The 25013-nt window shown below is 40.8% G+C and carries 22 protein-coding genes; 11 read left to right on the top strand and 11 right to left on the bottom strand.

Features of this window, described 5'->3' with window-relative positions; all coding sequences use genetic code 11:
- Nucleotides 1–68 precede the first annotated feature (68 nt).
- The gene (locus AB4128_RS08910; protein WP_372037472.1) at nt 69–1865 is read left to right on the top strand and encodes an ABC transporter transmembrane domain-containing protein; all 1797 of its coding nucleotides are present in this window, start codon (nt 69–71) and stop codon (nt 1863–1865) included.
- A gap of 199 nt (nt 1866–2064) precedes the next feature.
- Here the strand turns inward: AB4128_RS08910 and AB4128_RS08905 are convergent, their stop codons facing one another.
- Nucleotides 2065–3663 carry an AMP-binding protein gene (locus AB4128_RS08905; RefSeq protein WP_372037471.1) on the bottom strand — a complete coding sequence of 533 codons (1599 nt, stop codon included), beginning with the start codon at nt 3661–3663 and terminating at the stop codon, nt 2065–2067.
- Between the two features lie 487 nt (nt 3664–4150).
- Here AB4128_RS08905 and AB4128_RS08900 point away from each other — a divergent pair, with 487 nt between their 5' ends.
- Nucleotides 4151–6736, top strand: a complete 2586-nt coding sequence (locus AB4128_RS08900; protein WP_372037469.1) for a TonB-dependent receptor plug domain-containing protein — start codon at nt 4151–4153, stop codon at nt 6734–6736.
- Nucleotides 6737–6793: 57 nt separating this feature from the next.
- Here AB4128_RS08900 and AB4128_RS08895 read toward each other — a convergent pair whose 3' ends face one another.
- Nucleotides 6794–7348 (bottom strand): thioredoxin family protein, encoded by a 555-nt coding sequence (locus AB4128_RS08895; RefSeq protein ID WP_055024334.1) that lies wholly within the window; start codon nt 7346–7348, stop codon nt 6794–6796.
- Between the two features lie 217 nt (nt 7349–7565).
- On the opposite strand from AB4128_RS08895, the gene AB4128_RS08890 reads away from it, so the two are divergent.
- On the top strand, nt 7566–8183 hold the full coding sequence (locus AB4128_RS08890; protein WP_055024333.1) for a LysE family translocator: 618 nt from the start codon (nt 7566–7568) through the stop codon (nt 8181–8183).
- A gap of 66 nt (nt 8184–8249) precedes the next feature.
- Here AB4128_RS08890 and AB4128_RS08885 read toward each other — a convergent pair whose 3' ends face one another.
- Entirely contained in the window at nt 8250–8576 is a 327-nt protein-coding gene (locus tag AB4128_RS08885; protein WP_055024332.1) for a DUF3144 domain-containing protein, read from the bottom strand.
- 596 nt (nt 8577–9172) lie between these two features.
- Here AB4128_RS08885 and ung point away from each other — a divergent pair.
- On the top strand, nt 9173–9832 hold the full coding sequence (gene ung / locus AB4128_RS08880; RefSeq protein ID WP_055024331.1) for a uracil-DNA glycosylase: 660 nt from the start codon (nt 9173–9175) through the stop codon (nt 9830–9832).
- Between the two features lie 119 nt (nt 9833–9951).
- Here ung and ispB read toward each other — a convergent pair whose 3' ends face one another.
- Complete coding sequence (ispB, locus tag AB4128_RS08875; protein ID WP_055024330.1) at nt 9952–10923, bottom strand: octaprenyl diphosphate synthase; 972 nt, start codon at nt 10921–10923, stop codon at nt 9952–9954.
- Nucleotides 10924–11201: 278 nt separating this feature from the next.
- Between ispB and rplU the strand changes: the two genes are divergently transcribed.
- From rplU to AB4128_RS08840, 7 genes are all read left to right on the top strand, one after another.
- On the top strand, nt 11202–11513 hold the full coding sequence (rplU, locus tag AB4128_RS08870; RefSeq protein WP_055024329.1) for a 50S ribosomal protein L21: 312 nt from the start codon (nt 11202–11204) through the stop codon (nt 11511–11513).
- Between the two features lie 17 nt (nt 11514–11530).
- Nucleotides 11531–11785, top strand: coding sequence for a 50S ribosomal protein L27 (rpmA, locus tag AB4128_RS08865; protein WP_055024328.1), 255 nt, complete (start codon nt 11531–11533; stop codon nt 11783–11785).
- 233 nt (nt 11786–12018) lie between these two features.
- Nucleotides 12019–13185, top strand: a complete 1167-nt coding sequence (gene cgtA, locus AB4128_RS08860) for an Obg family GTPase CgtA (protein WP_055024327.1) — start codon at nt 12019–12021, stop codon at nt 13183–13185.
- 24 nt (nt 13186–13209) lie between these two features.
- Nucleotides 13210–13974 (top strand): threonine/serine exporter ThrE family protein, encoded by a 765-nt coding sequence (locus AB4128_RS08855; protein WP_082419968.1) that lies wholly within the window; start codon nt 13210–13212, stop codon nt 13972–13974.
- Complete coding sequence (locus AB4128_RS08850) at nt 13971–14438, top strand: threonine/serine exporter family protein (RefSeq protein WP_055024325.1); 468 nt, start codon at nt 13971–13973, stop codon at nt 14436–14438. The genes AB4128_RS08855 and AB4128_RS08850 overlap by 4 nt, the downstream gene beginning before the upstream one ends.
- 28 nt (nt 14439–14466) lie before the next feature.
- Nucleotides 14467–14943 (top strand): dihydrofolate reductase, encoded by a 477-nt coding sequence (locus AB4128_RS08845; protein ID WP_055024324.1) that lies wholly within the window; start codon nt 14467–14469, stop codon nt 14941–14943.
- A gap of 87 nt (nt 14944–15030) precedes the next feature.
- The gene (locus tag AB4128_RS08840) at nt 15031–15423 is read left to right on the top strand and encodes a DUF3718 domain-containing protein (protein WP_055024323.1); all 393 of its coding nucleotides are present in this window, start codon (nt 15031–15033) and stop codon (nt 15421–15423) included.
- A gap of 580 nt (nt 15424–16003) precedes the next feature.
- Here the strand turns inward: AB4128_RS08840 and AB4128_RS08835 are convergent.
- The 7 genes from AB4128_RS08835 to lptD all read right to left on the bottom strand — a co-directional run bounded on the left by AB4128_RS08835 (nt 16004) and on the right by lptD (nt 24944).
- A complete protein-coding gene (locus tag AB4128_RS08835) occupies nt 16004–18025 on the bottom strand; it encodes a methyl-accepting chemotaxis protein (protein ID WP_119968857.1) in 2022 nt (673 codons plus the stop codon).
- A gap of 122 nt (nt 18026–18147) precedes the next feature.
- Complete coding sequence (locus tag AB4128_RS08830; RefSeq protein ID WP_080915144.1) at nt 18148–18963, bottom strand: symmetrical bis(5'-nucleosyl)-tetraphosphatase; 816 nt, start codon at nt 18961–18963, stop codon at nt 18148–18150.
- 4 nt (nt 18964–18967) lie between these two features.
- Complete coding sequence (apaG, locus tag AB4128_RS08825; RefSeq protein ID WP_065108972.1) at nt 18968–19348, bottom strand: Co2+/Mg2+ efflux protein ApaG; 381 nt, start codon at nt 19346–19348, stop codon at nt 18968–18970.
- A 54-nt stretch (nt 19349–19402) separates the two neighbouring features.
- Entirely contained in the window at nt 19403–20206 is an 804-nt protein-coding gene (gene rsmA / locus AB4128_RS08820; protein ID WP_055024319.1) for a 16S rRNA (adenine(1518)-N(6)/adenine(1519)-N(6))-dimethyltransferase RsmA, read from the bottom strand.
- A 7-nt stretch (nt 20207–20213) separates the two neighbouring features.
- Nucleotides 20214–21200 carry a 4-hydroxythreonine-4-phosphate dehydrogenase PdxA gene (pdxA, locus tag AB4128_RS08815; protein WP_065108973.1) on the bottom strand — a complete coding sequence of 329 codons (987 nt, stop codon included), beginning with the start codon at nt 21198–21200 and terminating at the stop codon, nt 20214–20216.
- Nucleotides 21201–21209: 9 nt separating this feature from the next.
- On the bottom strand, nt 21210–22514 hold the full coding sequence (surA, locus tag AB4128_RS08810; RefSeq protein WP_055024317.1) for a peptidylprolyl isomerase SurA: 1305 nt from the start codon (nt 22512–22514) through the stop codon (nt 21210–21212).
- Nucleotides 22515–22646: 132 nt separating this feature from the next.
- Nucleotides 22647–24944, bottom strand: a complete 2298-nt coding sequence (lptD, locus tag AB4128_RS08805) for an LPS assembly protein LptD (RefSeq protein WP_192022285.1) — start codon at nt 24942–24944, stop codon at nt 22647–22649.
- Between the last annotated feature and the right edge of the window lie 69 nt (nt 24945–25013).

Raw genomic sequence — 25013 nt, 5'->3', positions numbered from 1 at the left:
TTATTCCTTCATTTTATTCGTTGTTTGTTGATACTATTGATGCCCTTATGTGTTTATGGGTATTTATTTTGAACTCTACCTCAGCAAGTGACATCACCAACATCAAACCTGAACCCGCCACTCAATATGCCGTTTTTCCTTGGATTATGGGTTTTTTAAAGCCACATAAGCTAAAAGTGGTTGCCGCTATTACTTTTCTTTTTATTGGCTCTTTTGCTTGGTTGTCTCTTGGCCAAGGGGTCAAAATGATGGTCGATGAAGGCTTTGTTGCAGATAATGCTGAGCGACTCAACGAGATTGTTTTGTTTATTTTGGGCATCACAGCTATCAGCGGCACAGCGGTATTTTGTCGTTTTTATTTGATGACTTGGCTCGGCGAGCGTGTGATTGCGGATATTCGTCTGAAGGTCTATAACCATTTACTTAATTTATCCCCTGCTTTTTTTGCGGAGCAAAGAACGGGTGAAGTGATCTCTCGTTTTACCGCTGACAGTACCTTATTGCAAAGCGTGGTTGGTAGTAGTTTATCGATGGCATTTCGCTCATCAGTTACGGTTACTGGTGCCTTAGTGATGATGGCAATTACGAGCTTAAAGCTGACTGGCCTTGTACTGCTTGCTGTGCCTTTAGTGTTTGTACCTGTGATATTACTGGGTAAAAAAGTGCGTGAGTACTCGCGTAAGAGCCAAGATAAAGTTGGCGATTTAGGCGCTAATATTGATGAGACCTTGCATGAGATACACACAGTGCAAGCTTATGGTCACGAGCAACAAGACCGCAATGTATTTAATCAACAGGTTGAAGCGGTGATGTCTGTTGCTCAAACTCGTATTTTATATCGTTCGATATTAATTTCGTCGGTGATGTTTTTAAGTATTGCTGCAATTGCTGTCGTGCTTTGGGTGGGCGCTCAAGATGTCATGTTGCAAAATATTACCGCTGGAGAACTATCCGCATTTATGTTTTACGCTGTTATGGCGGCGGGCTCTGTGGCCACCATTAGTGAAGTTTTTAGTGAAATACAACGAGCTTCAGGTGCAGCTGAACGACTAATTGAGCTGGTCAATACCCCTATTGATATCCCTGAGGTTAAAGCGCCTAAGTTTTTGCCTGCTGCAATCAATGGCAGTTTGTCACTTGAGTCGTTAAGGTTTGCTTACCCAAGTAGTAATGAAGATGTGATTAAGGGAATTAATCTTGAGATCAAAGCGGGTGAAAGAGTGGCATTAGTTGGTGAGAGTGGCGCAGGTAAAAGCACCTTATTTGAACTATTACTGCGATTTTATCAACCTAAATCAGGCAAAGTGCTTTTAGACGGAGTGGATGTGGCTGAAGTCACTTTGCAGCAGCTAAGGGAGCAATATGCCTTAGTGCCGCAAGAGTCAGTTATTTTTGCCACTAATGTCTTTGAAAATGTCCGCTACGGGCGAGCTGATGCAACAAAAGAAGAGGTTATAAACGCCTGTGTAACAGCAAAAGCCCATGAGTTCATTCAAGAGTTGTCGGATGGATATGATACGTATTTAGGGGAACGTGGGGTTAAGTTGTCTGGCGGACAAAAGCAGCGTATTGCCATTGCTAGAGCTATTCTTGCTGACAGACCAATCCTATTACTTGATGAAGCCACGAGTGCGCTTGATGCTGTTAGCGAAGTAAAAGTTAAGCAAGGCTTAGATAATTTGATGCAAGGTAGAACGACGTTAATTATTGCCCATCGATTAGCGACAGTGATCAATGCTGATAGGATTATTGTGTTAGAAAAGGGTCAAGTGGTGGCGATTGGTTCACATCAAGAGCTTATGCAATCGAGTGAGACCTATAAAGAGTTTGCTAGTTTGCAGTTACTGACTGACACATCAATATAAGGATTTGGTGAAAGCGCTAGGTTTAATGAACGAGATATGAGTGACCAGCTATTTCAAACCATGTTTTGAATATTTGTAGGCTAATTACTTAAACCTTGAGTGCTTAAACCTTGGGTATGCATGCCTTGAGTGTTGATGGCCTAACGAACAGATAAGCAGCCCACTTTACTCATTGTCGTGGGCTGTTTACCAATAAGTGTTATTTTCTGAGTTCTCGTCTAAGAATTTTACCAACGGTACTTTTAGGTAGTTGCTCGGTAAATTCAATTAACCTTGGAATTTTATAGGCGGTTAATTGGCTGCGACAATAGTCTGAAATGAGCTGTTTTGTGGCTGCATCATCAGATGTTGGCTCTTTTAAAACGATTACCGCTTTAACTGCCTCACCAGATTTATCATCACTGACCCCAACGACAGCACATTCAAGGATTAATTCGTGCTGCGATAATACATCCTCAACTTCGTTAGGATAAACATTAAACCCTGACACAATGATCATATCTTTTTTGCGATCGACAATTTTATGAAAACCATCAGGTGTTGCAACTGCAATGTCACCGGTTTTGAAATATCCATCTTCGGTCATGACATTGGCCGTTTCTTGTGGTTTATTCCAGTAGCCTTGCATGACTTGCGGGCCTTTTACTGCAAGCTCTCCTGCTTCACCTAGCGGGACTTCATTATCATTGATATCGAGAATTTTTACCTGCGTTTCGAGAACGGGTTTACCAATCGTGCCTAATTGTTGATAACCAGGAGCATTTAAACTCACGACAGGTGAAGTCTCTGATAAACCATAACCTTCTGAAATCATACAACCTGTGGTTTTTTGCCATATGTTTGCTGCAGCACTTGTAAGCGCCGTTCCGCCAGAGATAGTAATGGTGAGTCGGCTAAAGTCTAGTGCTTGAAAATCTGGTTGGTGGCATAAACCAACAAATAACGTGTTAAGTCCTGCAAAGCCAGTGAAAGGGTAGCTACTCATGGTCTTAATTAACCCTGGGATATCTCTTGGGTTTGGGATTAAAACCGAGCAACTTCCTGATTCGAAATAGAGTACTAGATTCACCATAAAGGCATAGATGTGATATATCGGCAATGGCGCAACGAAAACGTCTTTACCTGGTGTCATCGTGCTGGCAATTCTAGATTTTACTTGAGCCGAGTTAGCTAGCATATTGCGATGACTTAACATGGCTCCTTTTGATAAGCCAGTGGTGCCACCTGTGTATTGCAGTGCGGCTAGATCTGTTTGTTTTGGGTAAACAGCAGTGAAAGTGGATTGCTCACCTTCAAGTAGCATCTGATTAAATTCAATTTTATTGAATGGGGTATCTATTTGCGGTTGAGGCGAAATTAAATCCAAGGCGTGGGTACTAATGACTAATGAAATACCTGTATTTGAGACGATATTATTGAGCGTGGGTAGCAAATCAGAAAGTACAACCAAGGCTTTAGCGCCTGAATCATTAAATTGGTGGATCAGTTCACGTTCTGTATAAAGTGGGTTTGTATTGACGATAACCAACCCTGCTCGCATGGCTCCGTATGCGGCAATGACAAACTGAGTAATATTGGGCAATTGAATAGCAATGCTGTCCCCAGCAGTTAAATCAGTGTGATTTTGTAGATACGCAGCAAAATGTCGTGAGGCGGACTCGATTTCTTTAAATGTGGTGTTCTTTCCTAAACACGCATAAGCAATGTTATTTCCGTACTGCTGACAGGTCTTTTCGATTAAATCGACTAGAGAGTGGTATTGATCTAAGTTGAGCTGTGATTCTGCGTCATACGCCATGAGACTGTCCCTTTTATTCATGATTTATTGTTATTCGAGAAAATCAAACACTTGTTTAGATTGGTTGAATTACATTAAAAGGTCTACTGAAAATAGTCAATCTTCATCTATCTTATTAATTAATCTAGAGTTTGTACTCTATTAACTTGTTGGTTGATCTAACTTTTAAATTTGCAGGTTGTTGGTTTTTTGAACTAACCATAACGATAGCATTAGCAGATTCTTTTTTAGAAAAAGCTTAACTCTAGTTAATATAACTAAAATTGCAGGTTATTTTTATGAGGTTAAGTTATTTATCCTGATTTAGCCTGCTTATGGCGATTATTATTTTGAGTGGGAGTAGAAATAGTTAGCAATTACGTTTTATTTGTTATAGAAATGTAAATGAAAGTGAAGGAATTTCATTTTGGGAGAGACGATTATTTAATTGTAAACACCTGATTAAATTACCCGTCACAAGCATAAATATAATAATTTGAGACAAAAAATGATGACTAATCTAAAGAAAAGGAAGTTTGGCTTAAATTCGTTAAGTCTTGCTGTAACGGTAGCTTTAGCAGGCTCAGTTATGTCTACAGCAGCAATGGCTGAGGATGAAGAAGTCGCCGAAAATGTTGAAAAAATTGCCGTAGTAGGTAGCCGAGCGGCGCCTCGATCTGTTGGTGAATCACCCGTGCCAGTAGATATTATCAGTAGTGATGACCTGAGAAAAAATGGCTCAACAGATATGATTGATATGCTGGTGACATCAGTGCCTTCTTTTAACTCGCGTGCCCAACCTATTAGTGATGCCGCCACACTTGTTCGCCCAGTCAATTTACGTGGTCTACCTTCTGACAGTACCCTGATCCTTGTTAATGGTAAACGTCGTCACCGTGCTTCTGTTATTGCTTTCCAAGGTGGTGGTATTAACGATGGTGCTCAAGGACCGGATATTTCTGTCATCCCAAGTATTGCGCTTAAGCAAGTTGAAGTATTACGTGATGGTGCTGCGGCACAATACGGTTCTGACGCTATTGCTGGTGTGATGAACTTCCAACTAAAAGATAGTGCTGAAGGCGGTTCAATCAGTATCAGTCAAGGCGAGTACTATGAAGGTGATGGCGCGACAACGACTATCGATGGCAACATTGGGTTACCTTTGACCGATGCTGGCTTTGTTAATATTAGTGCGCAGTATAAAACCGCAGATCCCACCAGTCGCAGTGTGCAGCGTCCTGATGCTGGCAATTTAATCGAACAAGGCAATACTTACGTTAATGATCCTGCTCAAGTTTGGGGTAACCCAGAAATTAATGATGATTACACCGTTTTTGTTAATGCGGGTTTTGACTTAAATGATAACCATCGTATTTATGCATTTGGTAATGTGTCTTCTCGTGAGGCAATTGGTGGATTTTATTATCGTAACCCACATAACCGTGGCAACGTTTACTCAGTTGATGGCGGTGAAAACCTATTAGTAGGGGCTGTTAACGGCGACCAATCAACCTGTGCTCCAGTGCCAATCCCGAAAAATGCTGATGGTTCAGATGGCAACGTTTTAGACACTGCGGCATATCAAGCAATGGTTGCTGATGCTAATTGTTTCTCTATGAACCAAGTGCGTCCAGGTGGTTATACTCCGCAATTTGCTGGAACCATTGAAGATATGTCTTTCTTTGCTGGTATTGAAGGTGAGTTAGGTGAGTGGATGTATGATGCCAGTGCGGGCACAGGCTCAAACAAATCAAGCTTTAGCCTTTATAATTCATTAAACCCATCACTCGGTCTTGCTGCGAATCCTGAGGACACACAAACCGATTTTGATACTGGTGCTTATGAGCAAGTTGAAACAACGGTAAATCTCGATTTTTCACGTTACTTTACACTTGGCTCGATTGAAGATATTAGTTTTGCAACGGGTTTTGAGTGGCGAGAAGAATCTTTTGAAATTACTCAAGGCGAAGAAGCATCTTGGATAGCTGGTCCTTATGCTGATCAAGGCTTCAATATTGGTTCTCATGGCTTTAAAGGGTTTGGACCAGAAGCTGCAGGTAAAAATGACCGTAGTAATATTGGTATTTACGCTGATGTTGAAGCGTATTTAACGGATGACTGGTTGTTAGGGGTTGCACTTCGTTACGAAGATTTCTCAACCTTTGGTGATACGCTAAACTATAAAATTTCGACCCAGTACTCTTTCACAGATTACTGGTCTATGCGTGCATCGCACAGCACAGGCTTTAGAGCACCAACTGTTGGTCAAGAAAATGTCGTGAATACTCAGACATCTATTGTTAACGGTGATTTAATTCAAACCTTTATTGCGCCTCCAACCGATCCGTTAGCTGCATTTTATGGCGGTGAAGTATTAGAGCCTGAAGAGTCAATTAACTATGCCATTGGTACTGTATTTGAGTATGACGACTTCTTTTTAACTGTTGATTACTACAATATTGAGGTGACAGGTCGTATTGCTCAGTCAAGTCAAATTGCAGTAGAACCAGAAGATTATGATGATTTAAGAGATGCTGGTGTTGAGTTCCCTGAGCTCATATCTGCGGTAACTTATTATACCAACGACTTTGATACCACGACGCAAGGTATCGATATTGTCGGCTCTTACGAAACTGAGTTAATGTCAGGTGATACGATGTTCAGCTTAGCGTATGGCTGGACTGACACGAGTGTTGATAAGTTCGATCCTGAGACGACTGATGAAGGTAAAGTTCGCCGCTTAGAAGATGGCATTCCGGCTCACCGTGCGACATTGACTTGGGGGCAAACCTGGGATGATATCAGTGTGTCATTGCGTGGTAATTACTTTGGTGAATACTACGCAACCCATGCGGATGATACCTCAGATTGGGGCTCTGAAACGGCAGACTCAGCTGTTACTGTTGACTTAGAAGTCAGTTATACCATGTTTGATCAATTAACGCTTTCTGTTGGAGCAAACAACTTGTTTGACCAAGAAGCGCAAGAGTTAAAAGATGGTACTCAAGGCGTGCTAGGTGCAGTGTATTATGAAAGTGGTCCATTTGATTACAATGGTGGCTTTTACTACGGTAAGTTAAGCTATATTTTCTAAATTACGTTAACGTCGTACATAAAAGACTGCCTAGGCAGTCTTTTTTTTGCGTGGAGATTATTTAGCTGCTTCTAACGCCTGAAACACGGCGTTTATGGTTAACTCTACAGGTAATAAGATACCTTGAGGGTGTGATGGTCCATAGACTTTGTTAAAAGGCGTTCCTATTCCACCTTCTTTACCAACGTAATCCTCAATCATTTTATTAGGTTGACTCCAGTTACCTTTCATCAAAATAAGGTTATCTGCCTCAAGTGCGTTTACCACGATTTCACGATGGGTCACATTGGCTTTATTGGTGCGGCAAGGAAGACACCAGTCTGCATCGACATCGACAAATACGGTGTAGCCTTGCTCAACCAATGGCATAATTTGAGCGGGGTTAAGGGGTTGCCACTGCAATCGCTTATAGGCATTGTAGTCTTCGGTTTTTTCCAAAAAAGCATAAACCCCAGTAAAACAGATTGTCATAAAACCCAATATTACGATTACGATACCAGGAATGTTTTTTCCTTTAATTTTAAAAAATATGAGTAGAGCAATTCCGGCAAGTAATAATCCAAGTAAAATCGGTAGCATTAATGACATTGTGGTTTCTCGAGTAAAAAGCATGTTAATACAGTGTACTATATCAAGGTTTGCTTAAATTGAGGTTAAATGAATGTTGTAAAGGCTCATTCATGATAACGTACGTTTTTTTGCGACATGATTTCAGTATTTTTATCTATTCTGCGCGGAAAAATAACGCTGAACTCATTAGTAGTGGCCACAGAAATGCTCAAGCATAGTGAGCATGAATAATCACGGTAGAATGAAGGATTTATAAGTAATGGCATTAAGTACATGGCTTGGATTACTCGCCATCTGTTGTTTGGGAGCGATGTCTCCCGGTCCGAGTTTAGCTATGGTGCTAAGACATACGTTATCAGGAGGGAGATTACACGGCGTTGTGTGTGCTTGGGCTCACTCAATTGGCATTGGTGTGTACGCATTAGTAACGCTATTGGGCTTGGCCGTTGTGCTTGAAAAATCACCTTTAGTGTTTAATGGTATTGCTCTTATTGGAGCGTGCTATTTAGCGTGGATGGGATTTCAAGCCTTGCAATCTAAAGGGGGGATGGAGCAGAAATTACAGTCAGGTGAGTCAACTTCATTACTTCAAGCAGCTCGCGATGGCTTAGCTATTTCGTTATTTAACCCTAAAATTTTGTTGTTCTTTTTAGCGCTATTTAGTCAGTTTGTATTGGCAGCTGAATCGCTAACGGGACAAACATTAATTGTATTAACCCCACTGGTTGTAGATGGACTCTGGTATACCATCATTGCTGTCGTATTATCTCATGGGCCGATATTGTCTCGCTTACGTGACAAGGCCGCGCTTATCGATAAGCTGTCAGGCGTGGTGCTTATTCTACTGGCCTTAAGGGTCATCATAGATATTATTTAGTGATAAATTCTCCAACAAAAAAGCCATCGTAATGATGGCTTTTTTACATGCTTAATATCGGCATGCTTAATTTTTGAAGACCTGCACAGAATCGTCAGCTTTTTCTTCTTTGGCTTCTTGTTGACCACCTGGTGGGTTTTTAATGTGGTCATTTAAGTTTTCGTTCAACATGCCTTTGTATTCTTCAGTGAACCAGCTCAATGCATTTTCTTTTTCTGCTTCTAGATTGGCTGATTTAATCGCAGCTTCAAACGCATTGTAGCGCGCTGCAGCAAAACGCAAAGCAGTACCGACTTTACCGATATCATTTTCTGTTTGACCTAGTTGATTGGCTAGCGCAATAAATTGATCAGCTAGTTGGTACATGGTTGTTTCAGTTTTTTGTTCTGACATGAGTTCTACTCGTAATAGTGACTTAATTTAGCAATGAGTGTACCGATTTTATTGACAGAATAAAGTCTCAATTCGCTATCAGGGGCGGAATCTGTGATCACCTGTCCATTACGTGGAGCATAATATATTGATAATGGCGTGAGAGGATTGTAGAGGTAGAGGCATTGAACAGGGTTATTGTTAGTTACTAGATATAACGAATCGTTGCGATGCTTCAAAAGGAGCCCAGTTTTGTGCAGGGTAACCCCATTGATTGATATTGAGCTGGTCATTGGTACTTGGATTAGTGAAAATATGAACGTTATCAGCGGGGCCTGAATCTATTCACTCGGTTATTTTACTCGAACACTTTACTCGATCACTTCATATTAGCTAAAGCGACGACGGCTAATAGGCCGAGTATAATGATAGCCATTACTAATGGATAAGTTTGAAACTTGGATGTTGATAGGTGTTCAGTGATTCATAGTATGCTTGAGCATCTTCTTAATTATTTGCTTAGAATCAACCTTTGTCTTAGAAAGTGTAATTGAAAGGCAGTATTTCGCGAATTAACACCATAATGAGATTGACTATTTTACAAGGTAGCCACCTAGATGAACGATTGGCAAACATTGATTAAAACGCAGCAAGCAGAGCCGTATTTTTGTGAGTTAAATGAGTTTGTTGCTCATCAAAGACAGCTAGGGAAAACGGTTTACCCTGCCGATGAAGATGTATACCGCGCATTCGAATTGACTCCTTTGAGTGATGTGAAAGTGGTGATTTTAGGGCAAGACCCTTATCACGGGGCAGGTCAAGCTCATGGGTTATGTTTTTCTGTACAACAAGGAGTAAAAACACCGCCTTCTTTAGTGAATATTTATAAAGAACTCCAACAAGACATTAATGGCTTTGTCATTCCTGACCATGGTGATTTGACTAAGTGGGCTAAACAAGGAGTGTTAATGCTTAATACAGTGCTAACGGTTGAAGAGGGGAAAGCGCATTCCCACTCAAAAGCCGGCTGGGAGACTTTTACAGATAAAGTGATGCAAACCCTTAACGATAAAGGTGAGCCTATTGTATTCATTTTGTGGGGCGCTCATGCCATTAAAAAAGGTAAGTTGATTAATGCGAAGCGACATCGAGTTATAACGGGGCCACATCCTTCTCCACTGTCTGCTTATCGAGGCTTTTTTGGTAGTGGTCACTTCTCTAAAACAAATCAACTGTTAACAGAGTTAGGGCAAACACCTATAGATTGGCAAGTTTAACAATTTAAATTGTATTGATAGCAATAAAAATGCCCGCTACTAAGTTGTAGTGGGCATTTTATGATGGTTGGCTTAATTACGCTCAGATACCAGAGCGTAGATAGTTAACCAAATACAGATTAGTTATTTCGTTGAACTGAAATTTTCGCTAACGAGATTAATGCTGTCTTATATTCACTATCGGCTATTGGGGCCAGTGCAGCAATCGCTTTGTCAGCTTCTTGGTTCGCTTTTTGTTTAGTGTATTCAAGGGCGCCTGAATCATTTAAGGCTGCAACAATTTCATCAATTGCTTTCGTACCATCGCCTTTTTCAATCGCTTCTTTAATCAACGCTTTTGCAGTATCGCTACCGTGAGCCATAGCATAAATTAATGGCAGTGTAGGCTTACCTTCGGCTAAGTCATCACCAATGTTTTTGCCAAGTTCATCAGCATCGGCCGTGTAATCAAGTAAATCGTCGGTTAATTGGAAAGCGGTGCCTAAAAATTTACCGTATTCACCAAGAGCATGTTGTTGCTCTTCGCTTACGTCAGCAATAACACCTGTGAGCAAGGTTGCAGCTTCGAATAATTTTGCTGTTTTACAGTAAATCACCCGCATATAATTCTCTTCGGTGGTTTCTGGATCATTACAATTCATTAATTGTAAGACTTCACCTTCAGCAAGAATATTAGTGGTGTCGGCAAGGACTCTTAACACTTTCATGCTATCGAGTTCGGTCATCATTTGAAAAGAGCGGGTGTATAAAAAATCACCGACTAAAACACTTGCGCTGTTTCCAAATAAAGCATTGGCTGTTTTACGACCACGACGTAATGTTGATTCATCGACAACGTCATCGTGTAATAAAGAAGCAGTATGAATAAATTCAATAATAGCTGCTAACTTAAGATGCTCTTCACCTTTATAGTCGATAGCACGAGCAGAAAGTACCGAAAGTAATGGGCGTAATCTTTTACCGCCACCATTGATAATGTAAAAACCGAGTTGGTTTATTAGTGCAACATCAGACTCAAGTTGTTTGTAAATTAACTGATTTACGGCTTGCATGTCGTTATCAGCTAGTTGACGAATGGCGTTTAAATCCATAATGGTCTCTAGTTATTAGGCTATCAGGCAAATTATATTGCCCACTATATAAGGTTCAAATTGTATATTAACAAATTTTAACTAAAATTCATGCCTTAGACAGCTTTTGTTCTTAGATTGTGGGAGTTAAACCGAGCTTTTTTTATTGATTCACATTTAACACTTGCCAGATGGTAAATCTTAGCGTAGACTCCGCGCCCATTGTCATTAAAAGTTTTTAGCACCCGGTATCTACATATAATGAACCGGAGTGTTAGTCCATTTGGAGTGAAATAGCTATGTACGCTGTTTTTCAAAGTGGCGGAAAGCAACACCGTGTTGCTGAAGGTCATACAGTTCGTTTAGAAAAAATTGAAGTTGCTACTGGTGAAACTATTGAGTTTGACCAAGTATTATTGGTTGCTGACGGTGAAAACGTTCACGTTGGTGCTCCATTAGTAGCTGGTGGTAAAGTTGTTGCTGAAGTGGTTAGCCACGGTCGCGGTGAGAAAGTAACTATTCAAAAGTTCAATCGTCGTAAGCATCACGAAAAGAAAATGGGCCATCGTCAATGGTTCACTGAAGTTAAAATCACTGCGATTAGCGCATAATATTAGGAGTCTAACTCATGGCACATAAAAAAGCTGGCGGTTCTACTCGTAACGGCCGCGATTCAGAAAGTAAACGTCTTGGTGTTAAGCGTTTTGGTGGTGAATCAGTTGTTGCTGGTAACATCATCGTTCGTCAACGTGGTACTAAATTCCACGCTGGTGTAAACGTAGGTATTGGTCGTGACCATACTTTGTTTGCATTAACAGACGGTAAAGTTAAGTTTCAAGTAAAAGGTCCTAATAACCGTAAGTTTATTAGCATCGAAGCTTAATTCTAGACTTTAATCAGTCTTTGAAAGCCCCGCCTTCTGGCGGGGCTTTTGTGTTTTTTACTTCATTGTTGGAGTTAGTTAACTAAACTTCATTGGAGTATTTTCGGTGTGTTACATCGATGGTTATTTATTTTGCAGTAAGCGATTTATGGTGATTGAATCTTCTACGCTTCCCTGCACATCTCAGTCTTTTGAGGTTATAATTGGCACATTAAGTGGTGTCAGGAGTATGTATGAAGTTTATTGATGAGGCTAAAATCAGAGTTGAAGCGGGTGACGGTGGCAGTGGCTGCGTTAGCTTCAGACGTGAGAAATATGTGCCAGATGGCGGTCCTGATGGTGGTGACGGCGGTGACGGCGGTAGCGTATTTTTAGTCGCAGACGAAAACATGAACACGCTTATTGATTTTCGATTTGTACGTTCTTACATCGCTGAGCGCGGTAAGAATGGTCGTGGTCGTGATTGTACAGGTCATGGCGGCGAAGATATGTTATTAAAAGTACCAGTGGGTACTCGCGCTGTTGATTTTGAAACAGAAGAGTTACTAGGTGACTTAACCACTCATGGTCAAAAACTGTTAGTGGCTAAAGGTGGTTTCCACGGTTTAGGTAACACTCGTTTTAAAAGTAGTACCAACCGAGCGCCTAGACAAAAGACATTAGGTACACCAGGCGAAGTACGCATGCTGAAGCTGGAACTATTGTTACTAGCCGATGTTGGCTTGTTAGGTTTACCGAATGCGGGTAAGTCAACTTTTATTCGTTCAGTTTCTCGTGCTACACCAAAAGTCGCCGATTACCCATTTACCACTTTGGTGCCTAATTTAGGTGTTGTCAGCCCTCGTCCTGGTCAGAGTTTTGTTATTGCTGATATTCCTGGCTTGATCGAAGGTGCGTCAGATGGCGCGGGTTTAGGCATTCGTTTCTTAAAGCATTTAGAGCGTTGTCGTGTGTTATTACACATTATCGATATCGACCCTATTGATGGTAGCGATCCGGTTGAGTCTGCGCGTTCAATTGTGGCTGAACTTGAGAAATATTCTCCTAAATTGGCTGCTAAGCCGCGTTGGTTAGTATTTAACAAGATTGATTTACTACAAGAAGATGAGCTTGCTGAGAAAATGGAGCACATCGTTAAGGAAATCGATTGGAAAGGTGACATATACACTATGTCAGCATTTAATCGCACCAATACTGAAGAGTTAAGTTTAAAACTTCTCGACTTTATTTCTGCATTGCCTGACGAAGATGAATCAATCAGCCCTGACGATGAAGTCGAGTTTAAGTGGGATAATTACCATCAAGCTAATGTTGAATCTGTTAACGAAGACTACGATGATGACTTCGACGACGATTTTGACGATGATGACTATGATGTGGAAATTATCTACCAACGTTAAATTGAGTTAAATAAGAGAAAAATTGTGTACGCCGACACTCAAAATGATATCACTCGTCTTGTAGTACGAAGTGCACAACTTCTCTTAGCTTATGGCGCTGAATCTGATCTTGTTGAAGAGATTAGCCAGCGCCTAGGCAAAGCCCTTGGCCTAGCCAGTGTCGAACTGTCGATTTCTTCAAATTCCCTCGTATTGACCAGCCTTGTCCATGGCCGTTGTATTACCACGACGCGCCGTTTACGCGAGCACGGCATTAACATGATGATTGTATGTGAAGTGCAACGCATCTGTATCTTGGCCGAAAAAGGCATTTACAACGACAAGCAAGTTAAACGCCGTTTAGAAAAAATTGAACCCAAAACGTATCCAGCCAAATATGTCATCGCGATGATTGGCTTGTCTTGTGCGAGTTTCTGTCATTTATTCGGTGGTGATTTAGCGGCATGCTTTATTACGTTTATCGCTTCAGCTGTCGGCATGTCGGTTCGTTTATCCTTAGTGAAAAAACATTTCAATTTGCTGATAATTTTTGCTATCACCGCCTTTATTACCACCTTGGTTGCGCAACTTGGTCACCTTTTGGAATTGACCTCAACACCGAAAATTCCAATGGCTGCAAGTGTGTTAATGCTTGTGCCGGGTTTCCCACTGATAAATGCTATTTCTGATATGGTCAAAGGGCATATGAATGTCGGTATATCTCGCTGGGGACATGCCACTTTACTCACTCTGGCAACGGTTATCGGTATTACGCTAGCTATGGCATTTGGAGGGACGTTGATCACATGAATCTTGTGCTGACTTTACTTAATGATGCATTCTTTTCTGCAATTCCAGCAATGGGGTTTGCGATGGTATTTAATGTCCCAAGACGATTTTTACCTTATTGCGCTCTTGCAGGTGCAATCGGTCATAGTTTTAGAACCTTGTTATTGCACCTAGATATGCCAATTGAATGGGCGACATTTGCTGCTGCCGCGCTCGTTGGAGTGATAACCATCCGTTTTGCTAAAAGGCATCTTGCTCCACCGCTGATGTATGCAGTGGCAGCAATCATTCCCATGGTACCAGGGACTTATGCGTATAATACGTTAATTGCAATTGTTCAGCTAAGTGTGCAAGAGCAGGTGAGTTCAGATCTCACCACTATGGTTATTCAAAATGGGTTAAAAACAGTTTTCATTCTGGGGGCGCTGTCAGTAGGCCTGGCTATGCCGGCCTTGGTTTACTATCGCACTCGACCAATTATTTAATTTCTCCAGCATCAAATAAGGATTTTACATGCGCATCGCTATGATCGCCGCTATGGCCAATAATCGTGTAATCGGTAAAGACAACAAAATGCCATGGCACCTGCCTGAAGATTTAAAACATTTTAAAGCTATGACACTCGGCAAGCCTGTAGTGATGGGGCGTAAAACCTTCGAATCAATTGGTAGACCATTACCGGGTCGCCACAATATCGTCATTACCCGTCAAAGCGACTATCAACCAGAAGGCGTTTCTTGCGTCAATTCTTTTGAGGCTGCAAAAGCCCTTGTGACAGGTTGTGAAGAATTAGTTGTTATTGGTGGCGGACAACTCTATAAAGAAATTTTACCTTTGGCCGATACCCTATATCTAACCTTTATCGACTTAACGGTTGATGGTGATACTTTTTTCCCTGAATGGGATGACGGTAGCTGGACGTTAAAAGATAAGGTAGTTGAGATAAATGAATCACAATTGCAATATAGCTTTAACACTTTGGTGAAATAATGTTAAATTGTGGCCTGTGTTACCCTGAATAGATACTTGCCCTTGATGGCAGGTACAAAAATAAAAATACCTAAAAAGGAGTGTCAGATGCGTTTAATGCCTGTGGCCTTAGCAGCCCTAATCGCAGCATCTTTTGTGTCAACCCCTGCCGAAGCGAATACTGATCAACTTGTCGCGAACATTTGTGATTATGTAAAATCTAATGACAAAAACCGTTTGCGTAAAAAGTTGAAAGAAAGCCGCGTAAAATTACGCAATATTTACACTGGTGTTTCTTGCGACGGTAATAGCTTATTAAGAACTGCATACAACTCTAACGCCTTAGAAGTGGGTGAGTACATTGCAAAACGTCTTCCTGCTGGAGATTTAAATACTCCTGAAGCAGACGGACAAAGCATTCTTGATTGGGCAAATGCAAATGGTCATAGCGGTAGTGCAATCACTGCTGCAGTACAACAACGAATCAGTAGTGGCGAATAAGCCATCTCGTTGGAATGACTTGCTTTAGCATTATGTAACTGTTGTGAGTGTTTGTATTCATAACGTGTAAAGCAGACTCAGATACATCTGATTAAAAACCGCCTTTGGGCGGTTTTTTTATGGCTAAGCTTTTTCGTCTCGCTCATTTTACTAGCAAGAGTTCTCAAGAGCAGCACAGACATCTGAATTTAAATAAAAGAAGCGTATAAAAAGGCTTGAATAGAAACCGATAACAGTGAGCTATCATAAACAGTTATCACAGACTGCTATCCAAGACTGTCACCCTAGATAGTCAACAGAAATAGTCAACATAGATAGCCACCCTAGATACTTGTCACTGACACTGTTAAAACTTTATCGAAATCTAACTTAATGAGTGAGATGGATTATTGGGGAAGAGTGGTTGAGTGAAATAATAACCGAGCTGATACGGTTCGGCATATTGGGTAATATGTTTTTTATTCTGACAAGTTGAGTAAACTATATAAACTCAGGTAGAACTGAGTTTATATTATTAAGTTTAAGCCACTAAAAAAGGCTCCTGAGAGCCTTTTTAGTAAAAGATGAATATCTATAGCAGTTAGACCTTAAATTCACCTACAGAGCCTTGTAGCTCTTCAGATAACATTGCAACTTGATGGCTTGATTGTGCAGTTTGATCAGCACCCGTCGCCGTTTCCTCTGATATTGCTGCAATATGTTCTAGCATCTCAGAAACCTGTTGGCTCACTAAGTTTTGCTCTTGAGCAGCTTGAGCAATGTGGTTTCCTGAATCATAAGCTTTGTGCACTGACTGGCTAATCGTTTCTAGTGCTAAATTCGCTTGCTCTGTCTTATCAACACAACTTGTAGCTTGGCTGCGTCCTAGTTCCATCACTGATACCGCTTGTTGCGCGCCTTGTTGCAGCATTTCAATCATTTGCTGAATTTCGCTGGTTGATTCTTGTGTTCTAGAAGCAAGGCTTCGAACTTCATCAGCAACAACAGCAAAGCCACGACCTTGCTCACCAGCACGTGCAGCTTCAATTGCCGCATTAAGTGCAAGTAGGTTGGTTTGTTCTGCAATTCCTCTAATAACATCCAAAATAGAACCAATTGATGCGCTGTCAGAATGAACCTTGTTAATCACTTGTCCTGCTTTGGCTACTTCATCTGCAAGTGCGAGAATGGTGACTTTGTTTTCTTCTGCAAGTTTACGCATGTGCTGAGTTTCTTCGTCAGCTTGCTTGATTTGCTCTAAGGCTTGGTCAGCACTCATTGAAACCTGCTGAGCACTTGAACTTAATTCAGTTGTTGCTGTTGCCACTTGGTCGACTTGGCTCTTCTGTTCTTGAATGCCACTGGTCGTTTGCGTGGTAATTGCTGATGTTTCTTCAGCTGCTGCTGCAAGTTGATTAGAGCGATCTAAGATACCTACAATCAGGTTTCGTAAGCTATCAACTAAGCTATTACAGTTCTTCGCTAACTCGGCAAACTCATCGTGACCTGAGTCGTCGAGTTTATGGGTTAAGTCACCTGAAGCAAGAATGTTAAGAGCTTGATTAACCTTGGCAAGTGAGCGAGTCAGTGGTTTTACTACTGCAATACTGACGATAATAGAAACCAAAATCGCTAAGATAACAACAAACATAGTTTTGAGGCTGGCTGAATCAATATTTTCAATAGCACTATTACCAATGTGACTAGTGAAGTTTTCGATATTATCGGCGAGACTAAACATTTTAGCGTTGACTTCTAAACGATCTTTGTCTGTTGCAGCTAATAGGTTGGCAGCTTGTTTATTGTGTTTAAGTTGTTGTCCTTTTAGGGCAACGATTGAGTTATTACCATTAATCAAAGCAAATACAGCGTTACTTTCAGTATTTAAATCGTCTAATGTACCGTCGCTGATAATGCCACGACCTTGAAGATTAATATGTTCAATCTTTCTTCTCGTGTCACTCACCATGTACTCAAGCTCTTTAACGATAACATTGTATTTACTGTCATCAGTAGCAGCAACTAAGTCATAAATGGTGGTGATAATATTAATAAAAGTACTGTCAACAACCCCTGCTGTTGCTGCAATGCTTTGTTCGGTCGTATCGTCACTCATTTCTAAATCGATCAGATCAAGTAAGATAGACGAGGCTTCGTCAGCACTGTCTTCAAGATCATCACGTAAAGATAATAATTGTTCATTCTTAATTAATGCATTTTCATGCTCTTTAAGCATTAATTTACCGTTCTTTTCAAAACCAGCGTAGCTAGATTTTAATTGCGATAAATTACTTGAGAATTCTTGTCTATCTGAAATCAGTGCAGTCAATCTGTTAAGCGTTTTATGAAACTCACTCGACTCTATTTGGATTTTTTTCTCAACAGCGGGGATTTTATTTGATTCATTAGTGTAATAACCAAATAGAATTTGGATTTGCTGGGCACTTAAATTTTTTGTTAATTCACCTGTTGCAGTCAGCGCGGGTAAGCTAACTTCTTGCAAAGTTGTTGTACTATCTTTAATGGTATTATTGGTCAGTAAAGATACGCCACCTAATACAATTAAAAGCAGTGTCACAACAGTAAAACCGCCAATAACTCTGGTGGCAACATTAATTTTCATAGCATACTCCGGCTGTTATTATTTTATCCCGAATTTGTCTCAAGATCGCTCAGGGTTATGTGATCATATGAGATCTAATAGCTTTATCGGCTAAGTTTATTATTAGTTTAACAATTTATTAATTATTTTAGTTTTGCTTGAGTGAGTTGTTCATTCGTTTCAGCATGCCAAAGTGTCATATATTCACCCCAGCAGCATCCTGTATCTAGTGCCTTTACATTTTCTTGGTGAGTGATTCCCATTAAAGCAGCCCAATGGCCAAATACGAGTGTATGGCTAGATTTAAGGACTGAGTCGAATTCAAACCAAGGAGTTAATTCAGAAGGTTTATCACTGATTGGCGTTTTGCAGGCAAAATCCAAGCTGCCGTCAGGAAATAAATAGCGCATGCGCGTGAGTGCGTTGATGCAATATCTCAATCTGGGTAAACCTTTTGCCTTACTATCCCATAAATCAGGCGCTTCAGTGTACATTTTCGAGATAAGTGTTTTTAAATAATCATCTCGTTTTAGCGCGTCGCTGACTGCTTTTGCTTCAGCTAACAAGGTCGTTAAATCCCATTGAGGCGGCACGCCTGCGTGAGTCATGATGATGTTGTGAGAAGGTAAGGTGTGAACTAAAGGTTGTTCACGCAGCCAATCAATTAACTGGCTTAAATCATCGGCATTTAGGAGTTCAGTGAGATTATCTTTGGGGTTTGCTCTTTTGATTTTACCGTGTAGCGCCAGTAAGTGAAGATCGTGATTGCCTAAGGTGATTTTAGCGCTATTATCTAATGACTTTAAATACCTGAGCGTTGCAAGCGAGTCAGGTCCTCGAGCAACGAGATCCCCAACAGCCCAGATTTCGTCTTTTGACGGGTTAAAATCGACCGCAGCAAGTAAGCGTTGAAGTTCTTTAAAGCAGCCCTGAATATCACCAACAAAATAATGTGCCATAGGATTACTGAAATATTCCTGGGACAGCGAGTCTGAATGTTGGGATCTGCGCACTAAAGCTTTCGCCTTGGTCTGTCACCATGCCATAGCTTCCTTCCATAAAACCGACAGGCGTTTCCATTACAGTACCGCTTGAATATTGATAAGCAGTATCAGGATCTATGGTTGGGGTTTCGCCTACCACGCCAGGTCCTTTCACTTCGCTTGTCTCACCGTTGGCATTAGTAATGATCCAGTGGCGATCTTTTAGGGTAACGGCAATTTCACTGAGGTTGATAATAGTGATGGTATAGCTGAATAAGTACTTTTCATCTTCTGCTGAAGATTGATCTTCGAGGTATTTTGTTTCAACTTTAATTTTGACGTTTGAGGCTACAGAGGTCATTCAACATCCTAAAAAGCAGAAGGGCATTTAACGATATAAATGCCCTTGAGGTGACTAACTTTTATCGCAAACTAAATTAGCGAGAGCAACGTATTGCTCGACGCTGATTTGTTCTGGTCGTAACGACGAGTCTATATTGAGTTGTGTAAACTCTTCGTCAGTGACCATTTGCTTTAAGTTGTTTCTTAATGTTTTACGGCGCATGTTAAACGCTGTGGTACAAACATGTCTTAATACATCGACATCTTTGCATGGGAATGGTTTTTCATCAAAAGGCAATAAACGTACTACCGCAGAATCTACTTTTGGAGCGGGTTTAAAGCTTTCAGGTGGTACTTCTAATACTGGAACAACTTTACAGAAGTACTGAGCCATAACAGTTAATCGTCCATAGGCTTTGGTGCCTGGACTGGCTGATAAACGAAGTACAACTTCTTTTTGCAGCATAAAGTGCATTGTTTCGATAATTTCAGCGAACTCGAAAAGATGAAACATCAGTGGCGTTGATATGTTGTATGGCAAGTTACCAAACACCTTGAGCTTTTTATCACCTTGCTGCAGTTGGCTAAAGTCAAAATTAAGCGCATCACCTTGATTGATGGTTAACTTATCTTTTAATACAGGGTGGTTTTCTAAACGCTCAACGAGGTCTTTATCTAACTCAACCACGGTTAAGTTGTCAACGGCTTCAGCCACAGGCTCAGTTAATGCACCTAGACCAGGGCCAATTTCGACCATGACATGATCATTATCCGGAGAAATTGCGCCCACAATTCTACTGATGACGCTTTCATCAGTTAAGAAGTTCTGTCCGAAACGTTTTCTGGCCGTGTGGCCTAAATGTACTTTATTGCTCATTGGAAAATTATTTACTTACTTTTGAGGCCAATTCAATGGCTTTATTTAATGCGCAGGTAAAACTACCGCAATCTGCTTCACCTGTACCTGCAAGTTCTAATGCAGTGCCATGATCGACAGAGGTTCTGATATACGGAAGACCTAAGGTAATGTTAACCGATTTTCCAAAACCTAATGATTTAAGTACAGGAAGTCCTTGGTCGTGATACATAGCAAGAACCACATCTGCTTCTTGTAAGTATTTAGGTTGGAATAAAGTATCCGCTGGTAACGGTCCTACAATATCAATATTTTGCTCTCTCAGCTCATCTAAAGCTGGGATCATTATATCAATTTCTTCTCTACCTAAGTGTCCATCTTCACCTGCATGTGGATTTAGTCCACATACATATATTTTAGGTGAAGCAATACCAAATTTCTGCACTAATTCGCGGTGCAAAATTTGAATAATATGATGTAAACGATCGCGCGTAATCGCTTTAGCAACATAAGCTAAAGGAATATGCGTAGTCATCAATGCCACTTGTAAACCTGGTGCTGCAAGCATCATGACCACATCTTGGCAATTTGCTTGTAATGCAAAGAACTCTGTGTGACCACTAAACGGAATACCCGCTTGGTTAATAATGCCTTTATGTACTGGGCCTGTTACAACAGCGGCAAATTCATTACTCATGTTTTTTTCACCAGCGTAACGCAAGGTGTCAACGACATAAGCACTATTTGCTTCGTCCAACTGACCACATTTAACCTCAGCAGCCAGTGTGAAAGGTGCAATGGTTAATGTGCCCGCTTCTTGAGGTTTTGGCTCAAGCGTTGGCTGATAAGGACGAAGGTTAAGCGGCAAGCCTAACATCTTAGCTCGGCTGATTAATAAATCAGGATCTGCACAAACAACTAACTCAGCAGGCCAAGCCTGCTGAGCAAGTTTTATAACGAGATCGGGGCCGATACTTGCCGGTTCACCCGGTGTTATCGCAATTCGTTGTGTCATTAAGTTAGCTTAACCTCGAATAATCTCTGGTTCAAAAACTTCAATGTAAGCTTCAGAACGCATTTCGTCTAACCAGTTCTGCAGTTCTTCATTGAACTTACGACGATAAATCAATTGGTGAGCACGATTACTATTAAACTGATCCGTTGCATCCGTTGTACGTTTTTCTTCTAACTGAGCAATGTGCCAGCCATGAGTTGTACGGAATGGTTCACTAATTTCGTTAATTTCTAAGCTATTTAATGTCTGTGCAAACTCAGGTACGTAGACAGTTGGTTCAGCCCAACCTAATTCGCCGCCTTTTGCTCCTGAACCCGGATCTTCAGAGTATTGACGAGCAAGGTCTGCAAAGTCTGCTTCACCAGAACGAATTTGAGTTAGGAAGTTTTCTAACATCGCCTTAGCACGTTCTTCTGACAAAATTGGCGAAGGCTTTAGTAGGATATGGCGAGAGCGAACTTCATTAATTTCTTGAGTTTGTAAGCCTCGAGCATCCATGATTTTAATAATATGAAAGCCTGATGCACTTTTAATTGGCCCAATAACATCACCGGTTTTTGCATCAGTGACGACTTCTGCAAATAATGTCGGCATTTCATTAATGCTCATGTAGTCCCAGATACCGCCTTCAAGTGCTTTAGGACCAGACGATGATGCAATTGCTGTGCGGCGGAAGTCTTCACCATCATTTAGACGTTTTAACACGATGTTGGCACGTTTACTTGAGGCTTCAAGTTGCTCACTTGTTGGATTGCTTGGTACTTCAATGAGAATATGACCCATTTGGAACTCAACGTCTTTAAGACCTTGTTCTTGGATCATTTTTACCAGGTTATTGATTTCTTGCGGTGATACTTGAATACGGCGTTGAACCTGAATACGTTGAATTTCACCTAGGGTGATTTCTTCACGTAGTTGCTCGCGGTATTGAGCAAAGCTCATACCTTCGCTTTCAATCTGTTGTTTCATTTGGCTAACAGATAAACCTTGTTCTTTTGCGATGTTTTCAATGGTTTGGTCTAACTGTAAATCACCAATAGATAGACCGATTCGCTCAGCCATTTGTAGCTGTAAATGCGTTAGAATAAGTCGCTCGATAACCTGTGTACGCAGTGCGTTGTCAGAAGGAAGACCTTGACCGGCTTTTTGCGCATTGGCTTTAACCGAGGTAACCATGTGACTGATTTCGCTTTCGAGTATAATGCCTTCATTAATCTGCACAGCAACTCTGTCCAACTGAACAGGCGCCGCAACTGATACTTGGCTAACCGCCAGAGTAAATAAAGCAAAAATCATTTTCTTACAGTGTTTCATCCACAGAATCCTTGGCACTTAAATTTCTAATTATTGTTGGCGTTTCGCCAAAATAGTGTTGTTAACTTTTATTAGGACTATTTGTTTTCCACTAGGTTCAGCAATCTATCACAATTGATGGATAAATGATGGCTAATTCCTTAAGTAAAGCGGTTTACGGTAGTTAAATAACCCTTCGTTAAGCATATCTTCAACCCCTAATGGACCTGAACCGCCTAAGCCTTTAATAATAAAGTTTAGATAAACACCACTTTCAAATTCTTCACGAGCATCAACACTCGGGTTTAAATCATCATCGTAGTTGGTTTTAATACGGTAATGATAACTTAGGCGCATTGCCCAGCAACAAGATTCGTATTGCACCCCAGTATAAGTTTCAATACTACGAGATTCGTTCAAGTCGTAGTAAAAATTACCAACAAAGTAAAAGTCATCGTTGATAGGCCAGGTCGTACGCATACCAAGCTGAGAAATATTCACTCTATCGTTGGTATTGGTATTTAATAAATCTGGCACGTAACGATAACTGAACTGAAGTAATTTATCATTACTTGGGCGAAAATCGAGTGTCATTTCGCTCTTCTTGGTATCACCGTTTTCAGTATCGAATTGAACTGCGCCACTAACAAACCAATCGTTATAAAGGTTGGCATCAAGCTCGGCTGCTAATACTGAGGTTGAAGGCGCTGCCTCAATATTTTCATCGGTGTAATTAATCTTACTGTCTTGGAAGAAGATAATTTGGCCTAGGCTAAACTTTAACTTCTCGATGTTAGCGTCATCAAATAGGCGTGTTGTTAATCCTAAAGTCATTTGGTTAGCATCAGCAATTCTATCTAACCCTGAATAACGTCTATCACGGAATAATCCGAAGTAATCTTCCTGGAGTTGTGCAGAATCATAGATACCAATGCCATCTTGGTTTTCATATCCTACATATAAGTATTGGAACTGAGGTTCCAGTGTTTGTTTATAATCCATTTCAAACATTTGAGTTTGACGCTCAAAGTTAACTTGGCCATGTACCCGGACTTGAGGAATAGTACGGCTAACGGAGTCATCTAGGTCACTATCATCGGCAATATCTTGCCAATATTGTGTTTGCATTAGTTTAACTTCACTGGTTAAAGAGCCTGCTGGCCCTTGAATAGGTAAGCTAATGCTTGGTTCCATATGGAAGCGGGTTGCAGTTGAATATTCGTTTTCTTTATGCTGGAAATTGGTTAATTCTGAATTAAATTTAAAGTCCAAACTGTTCCAAAAGTCATTGGTTTGGTAATTAAAATTAAGTTGCGGCATAACTTGATAAGGCACTTCATCTTCGCCCAAAACTTTAATGTCTTGCACTTTCATGCCGAAATCCCAATCTCGCTCAAAATAGCTTATTTCACCCACTCGAGATAATTGGTTGTCAGTTGAGCGGTTGACGTCAGAATTCAAATCATTGAAATAGTTGTTATCTGATACATCAGTGAAGTTAGCTTGAACACGCCAGTTGTCATTGATGGCACCTTGATGACGCCAATGGTAAAGGTAACGGTCTGGGCTGTTATCTAATTTATCGTCGTTAGCTAAGTATTCGAAGTTTAATTGACCATCTTGATTCTCACCCGCTAAATAACGGAACTCGGTTTTTGAATAAAAGCCGCGAGCTGACATATAGGTTGGGGTGAAAGTGAGGTCAAACTCAGGTGAGATATTCCAGTAATAAGGGGTACTGACTTCAACACCGTTAGTTGTACTGGTACTAAAATCTGGAAATAAAAAACCAGATTTACGCTTGTCAGAAACGGGAACGGTCATGTAAGGAATATACATCACTGGCACACCGCCAATGCGCATTTTAGCTTCCCAAATTTCTCCCCACTCTTCAGTGCTATCAATGCGAATTTCTTTGGCTTCTAATAGCCAAGATTCATCGCCAACAGGGCAGGTAGTGAAATTGGTATTGGTTAACTCTAAGTTATTTTGCTCGGTAATGTTGAGTTGCTCTGCATCACCGTGAATTTGTTGGCCGTGCAACCAATATTTAGCGCCTTTCAAGGTTGCGCTATTGGTAACCATTTGGGCATTTAATGAATCAGCGGTAACGGTAAACAGTTCGTCCGAAAAAATGAGATTGCCGTTGGCATCTAATTTTTCGTTTCGTTGATCAAGAATCGCTTCGTCTGCACTGATGTGTCTTGAACCTTGACTAAAACTCACATTACCGGAGAAGTGGGCTTTGTCACCCATAGCAGCTTCAGAGCGATCAGAAATGATGACAATATCTTCAGGAGATAAATTAGTCAGTTGTTGACGGTCATCAACAGAACTAGAAACAGGCGGTTGAATCACACATTGAAGTTGAACCGTTTCTGTTTCAGAAGGTTCTTGCGCCGAGACTAGGTTTGGTAACAGGCTTAGTGCCAGAAAATAGCGGATCTGCATTTTAATTAATGATTATGAATTCTTAGTCTAGACAAAATGAATCGAAAAAAAGCCGCAGCTAAACAAGTT

The sequence above is a fragment of the Shewanella sp. 10N.286.52.A9 genome (assembly GCF_041468985.1).
GTDB lineage: Bacteria > Pseudomonadota > Gammaproteobacteria > Enterobacterales > Shewanellaceae > Shewanella > Shewanella japonica.
This window is presented reverse-complemented; position numbering and strand designations above follow the sequence as displayed.

Excerpts from the sequence above, each read along its gene's own strand:
- AB4128_RS08905 (WP_372037471.1), bottom strand. The coding sequence starts at position 3,663 with ATGGCGTATGACGCAGAATCACAGCTCAACTTAGATCAATACCACTCT.
- AB4128_RS08900 (WP_372037469.1), top strand. The coding sequence starts at position 4,151 with ATGATGACTAATCTAAAGAAAAGGAAGTTTGGCTTAAATTCGTTAAGT.
- AB4128_RS08895 (WP_055024334.1), bottom strand. The coding sequence starts at position 7,348 with ATGCTTTTTACTCGAGAAACCACAATGTCATTAATGCTACCGATTTTA.
- AB4128_RS08890 (WP_055024333.1), top strand. The coding sequence starts at position 7,566 with ATGGCATTAAGTACATGGCTTGGATTACTCGCCATCTGTTGTTTGGGA.
- AB4128_RS08885 (WP_055024332.1), bottom strand. The coding sequence starts at position 8,576 with ATGTCAGAACAAAAAACTGAAACAACCATGTACCAACTAGCTGATCAA.
- ung (WP_055024331.1), top strand. The coding sequence starts at position 9,173 with ATGAACGATTGGCAAACATTGATTAAAACGCAGCAAGCAGAGCCGTAT.
- ispB (WP_055024330.1), bottom strand. The coding sequence starts at position 10,923 with ATGGATTTAAACGCCATTCGTCAACTAGCTGATAACGACATGCAAGCC.
- rplU (WP_055024329.1), top strand. The coding sequence starts at position 11,202 with ATGTACGCTGTTTTTCAAAGTGGCGGAAAGCAACACCGTGTTGCTGAA.
- rpmA (WP_055024328.1), top strand. The coding sequence starts at position 11,531 with ATGGCACATAAAAAAGCTGGCGGTTCTACTCGTAACGGCCGCGATTCA.
- cgtA (WP_055024327.1), top strand. The coding sequence starts at position 12,019 with ATGAAGTTTATTGATGAGGCTAAAATCAGAGTTGAAGCGGGTGACGGT.
- AB4128_RS08850 (WP_055024325.1), top strand. The coding sequence starts at position 13,971 with ATGAATCTTGTGCTGACTTTACTTAATGATGCATTCTTTTCTGCAATT.
- AB4128_RS08845 (WP_055024324.1), top strand. The coding sequence starts at position 14,467 with ATGCGCATCGCTATGATCGCCGCTATGGCCAATAATCGTGTAATCGGT.
- AB4128_RS08840 (WP_055024323.1), top strand. The coding sequence starts at position 15,031 with ATGCGTTTAATGCCTGTGGCCTTAGCAGCCCTAATCGCAGCATCTTTT.
- AB4128_RS08835 (WP_119968857.1), bottom strand. The coding sequence starts at position 18,025 with ATGAAAATTAATGTTGCCACCAGAGTTATTGGCGGTTTTACTGTTGTG.
- AB4128_RS08830 (WP_080915144.1), bottom strand. The coding sequence starts at position 18,963 with ATGGCACATTATTTTGTTGGTGATATTCAGGGCTGCTTTAAAGAACTT.
- apaG (WP_065108972.1), bottom strand. The coding sequence starts at position 19,348 with ATGACCTCTGTAGCCTCAAACGTCAAAATTAAAGTTGAAACAAAATAC.
- rsmA (WP_055024319.1), bottom strand. The coding sequence starts at position 20,206 with ATGAGCAATAAAGTACATTTAGGCCACACGGCCAGAAAACGTTTCGGA.
- pdxA (WP_065108973.1), bottom strand. The coding sequence starts at position 21,200 with ATGACACAACGAATTGCGATAACACCGGGTGAACCGGCAAGTATCGGC.
- surA (WP_055024317.1), bottom strand. The coding sequence starts at position 22,514 with ATGAAACACTGTAAGAAAATGATTTTTGCTTTATTTACTCTGGCGGTT.
- lptD (WP_192022285.1), bottom strand. The coding sequence starts at position 24,944 with ATGCAGATCCGCTATTTTCTGGCACTAAGCCTGTTACCAAACCTAGTC.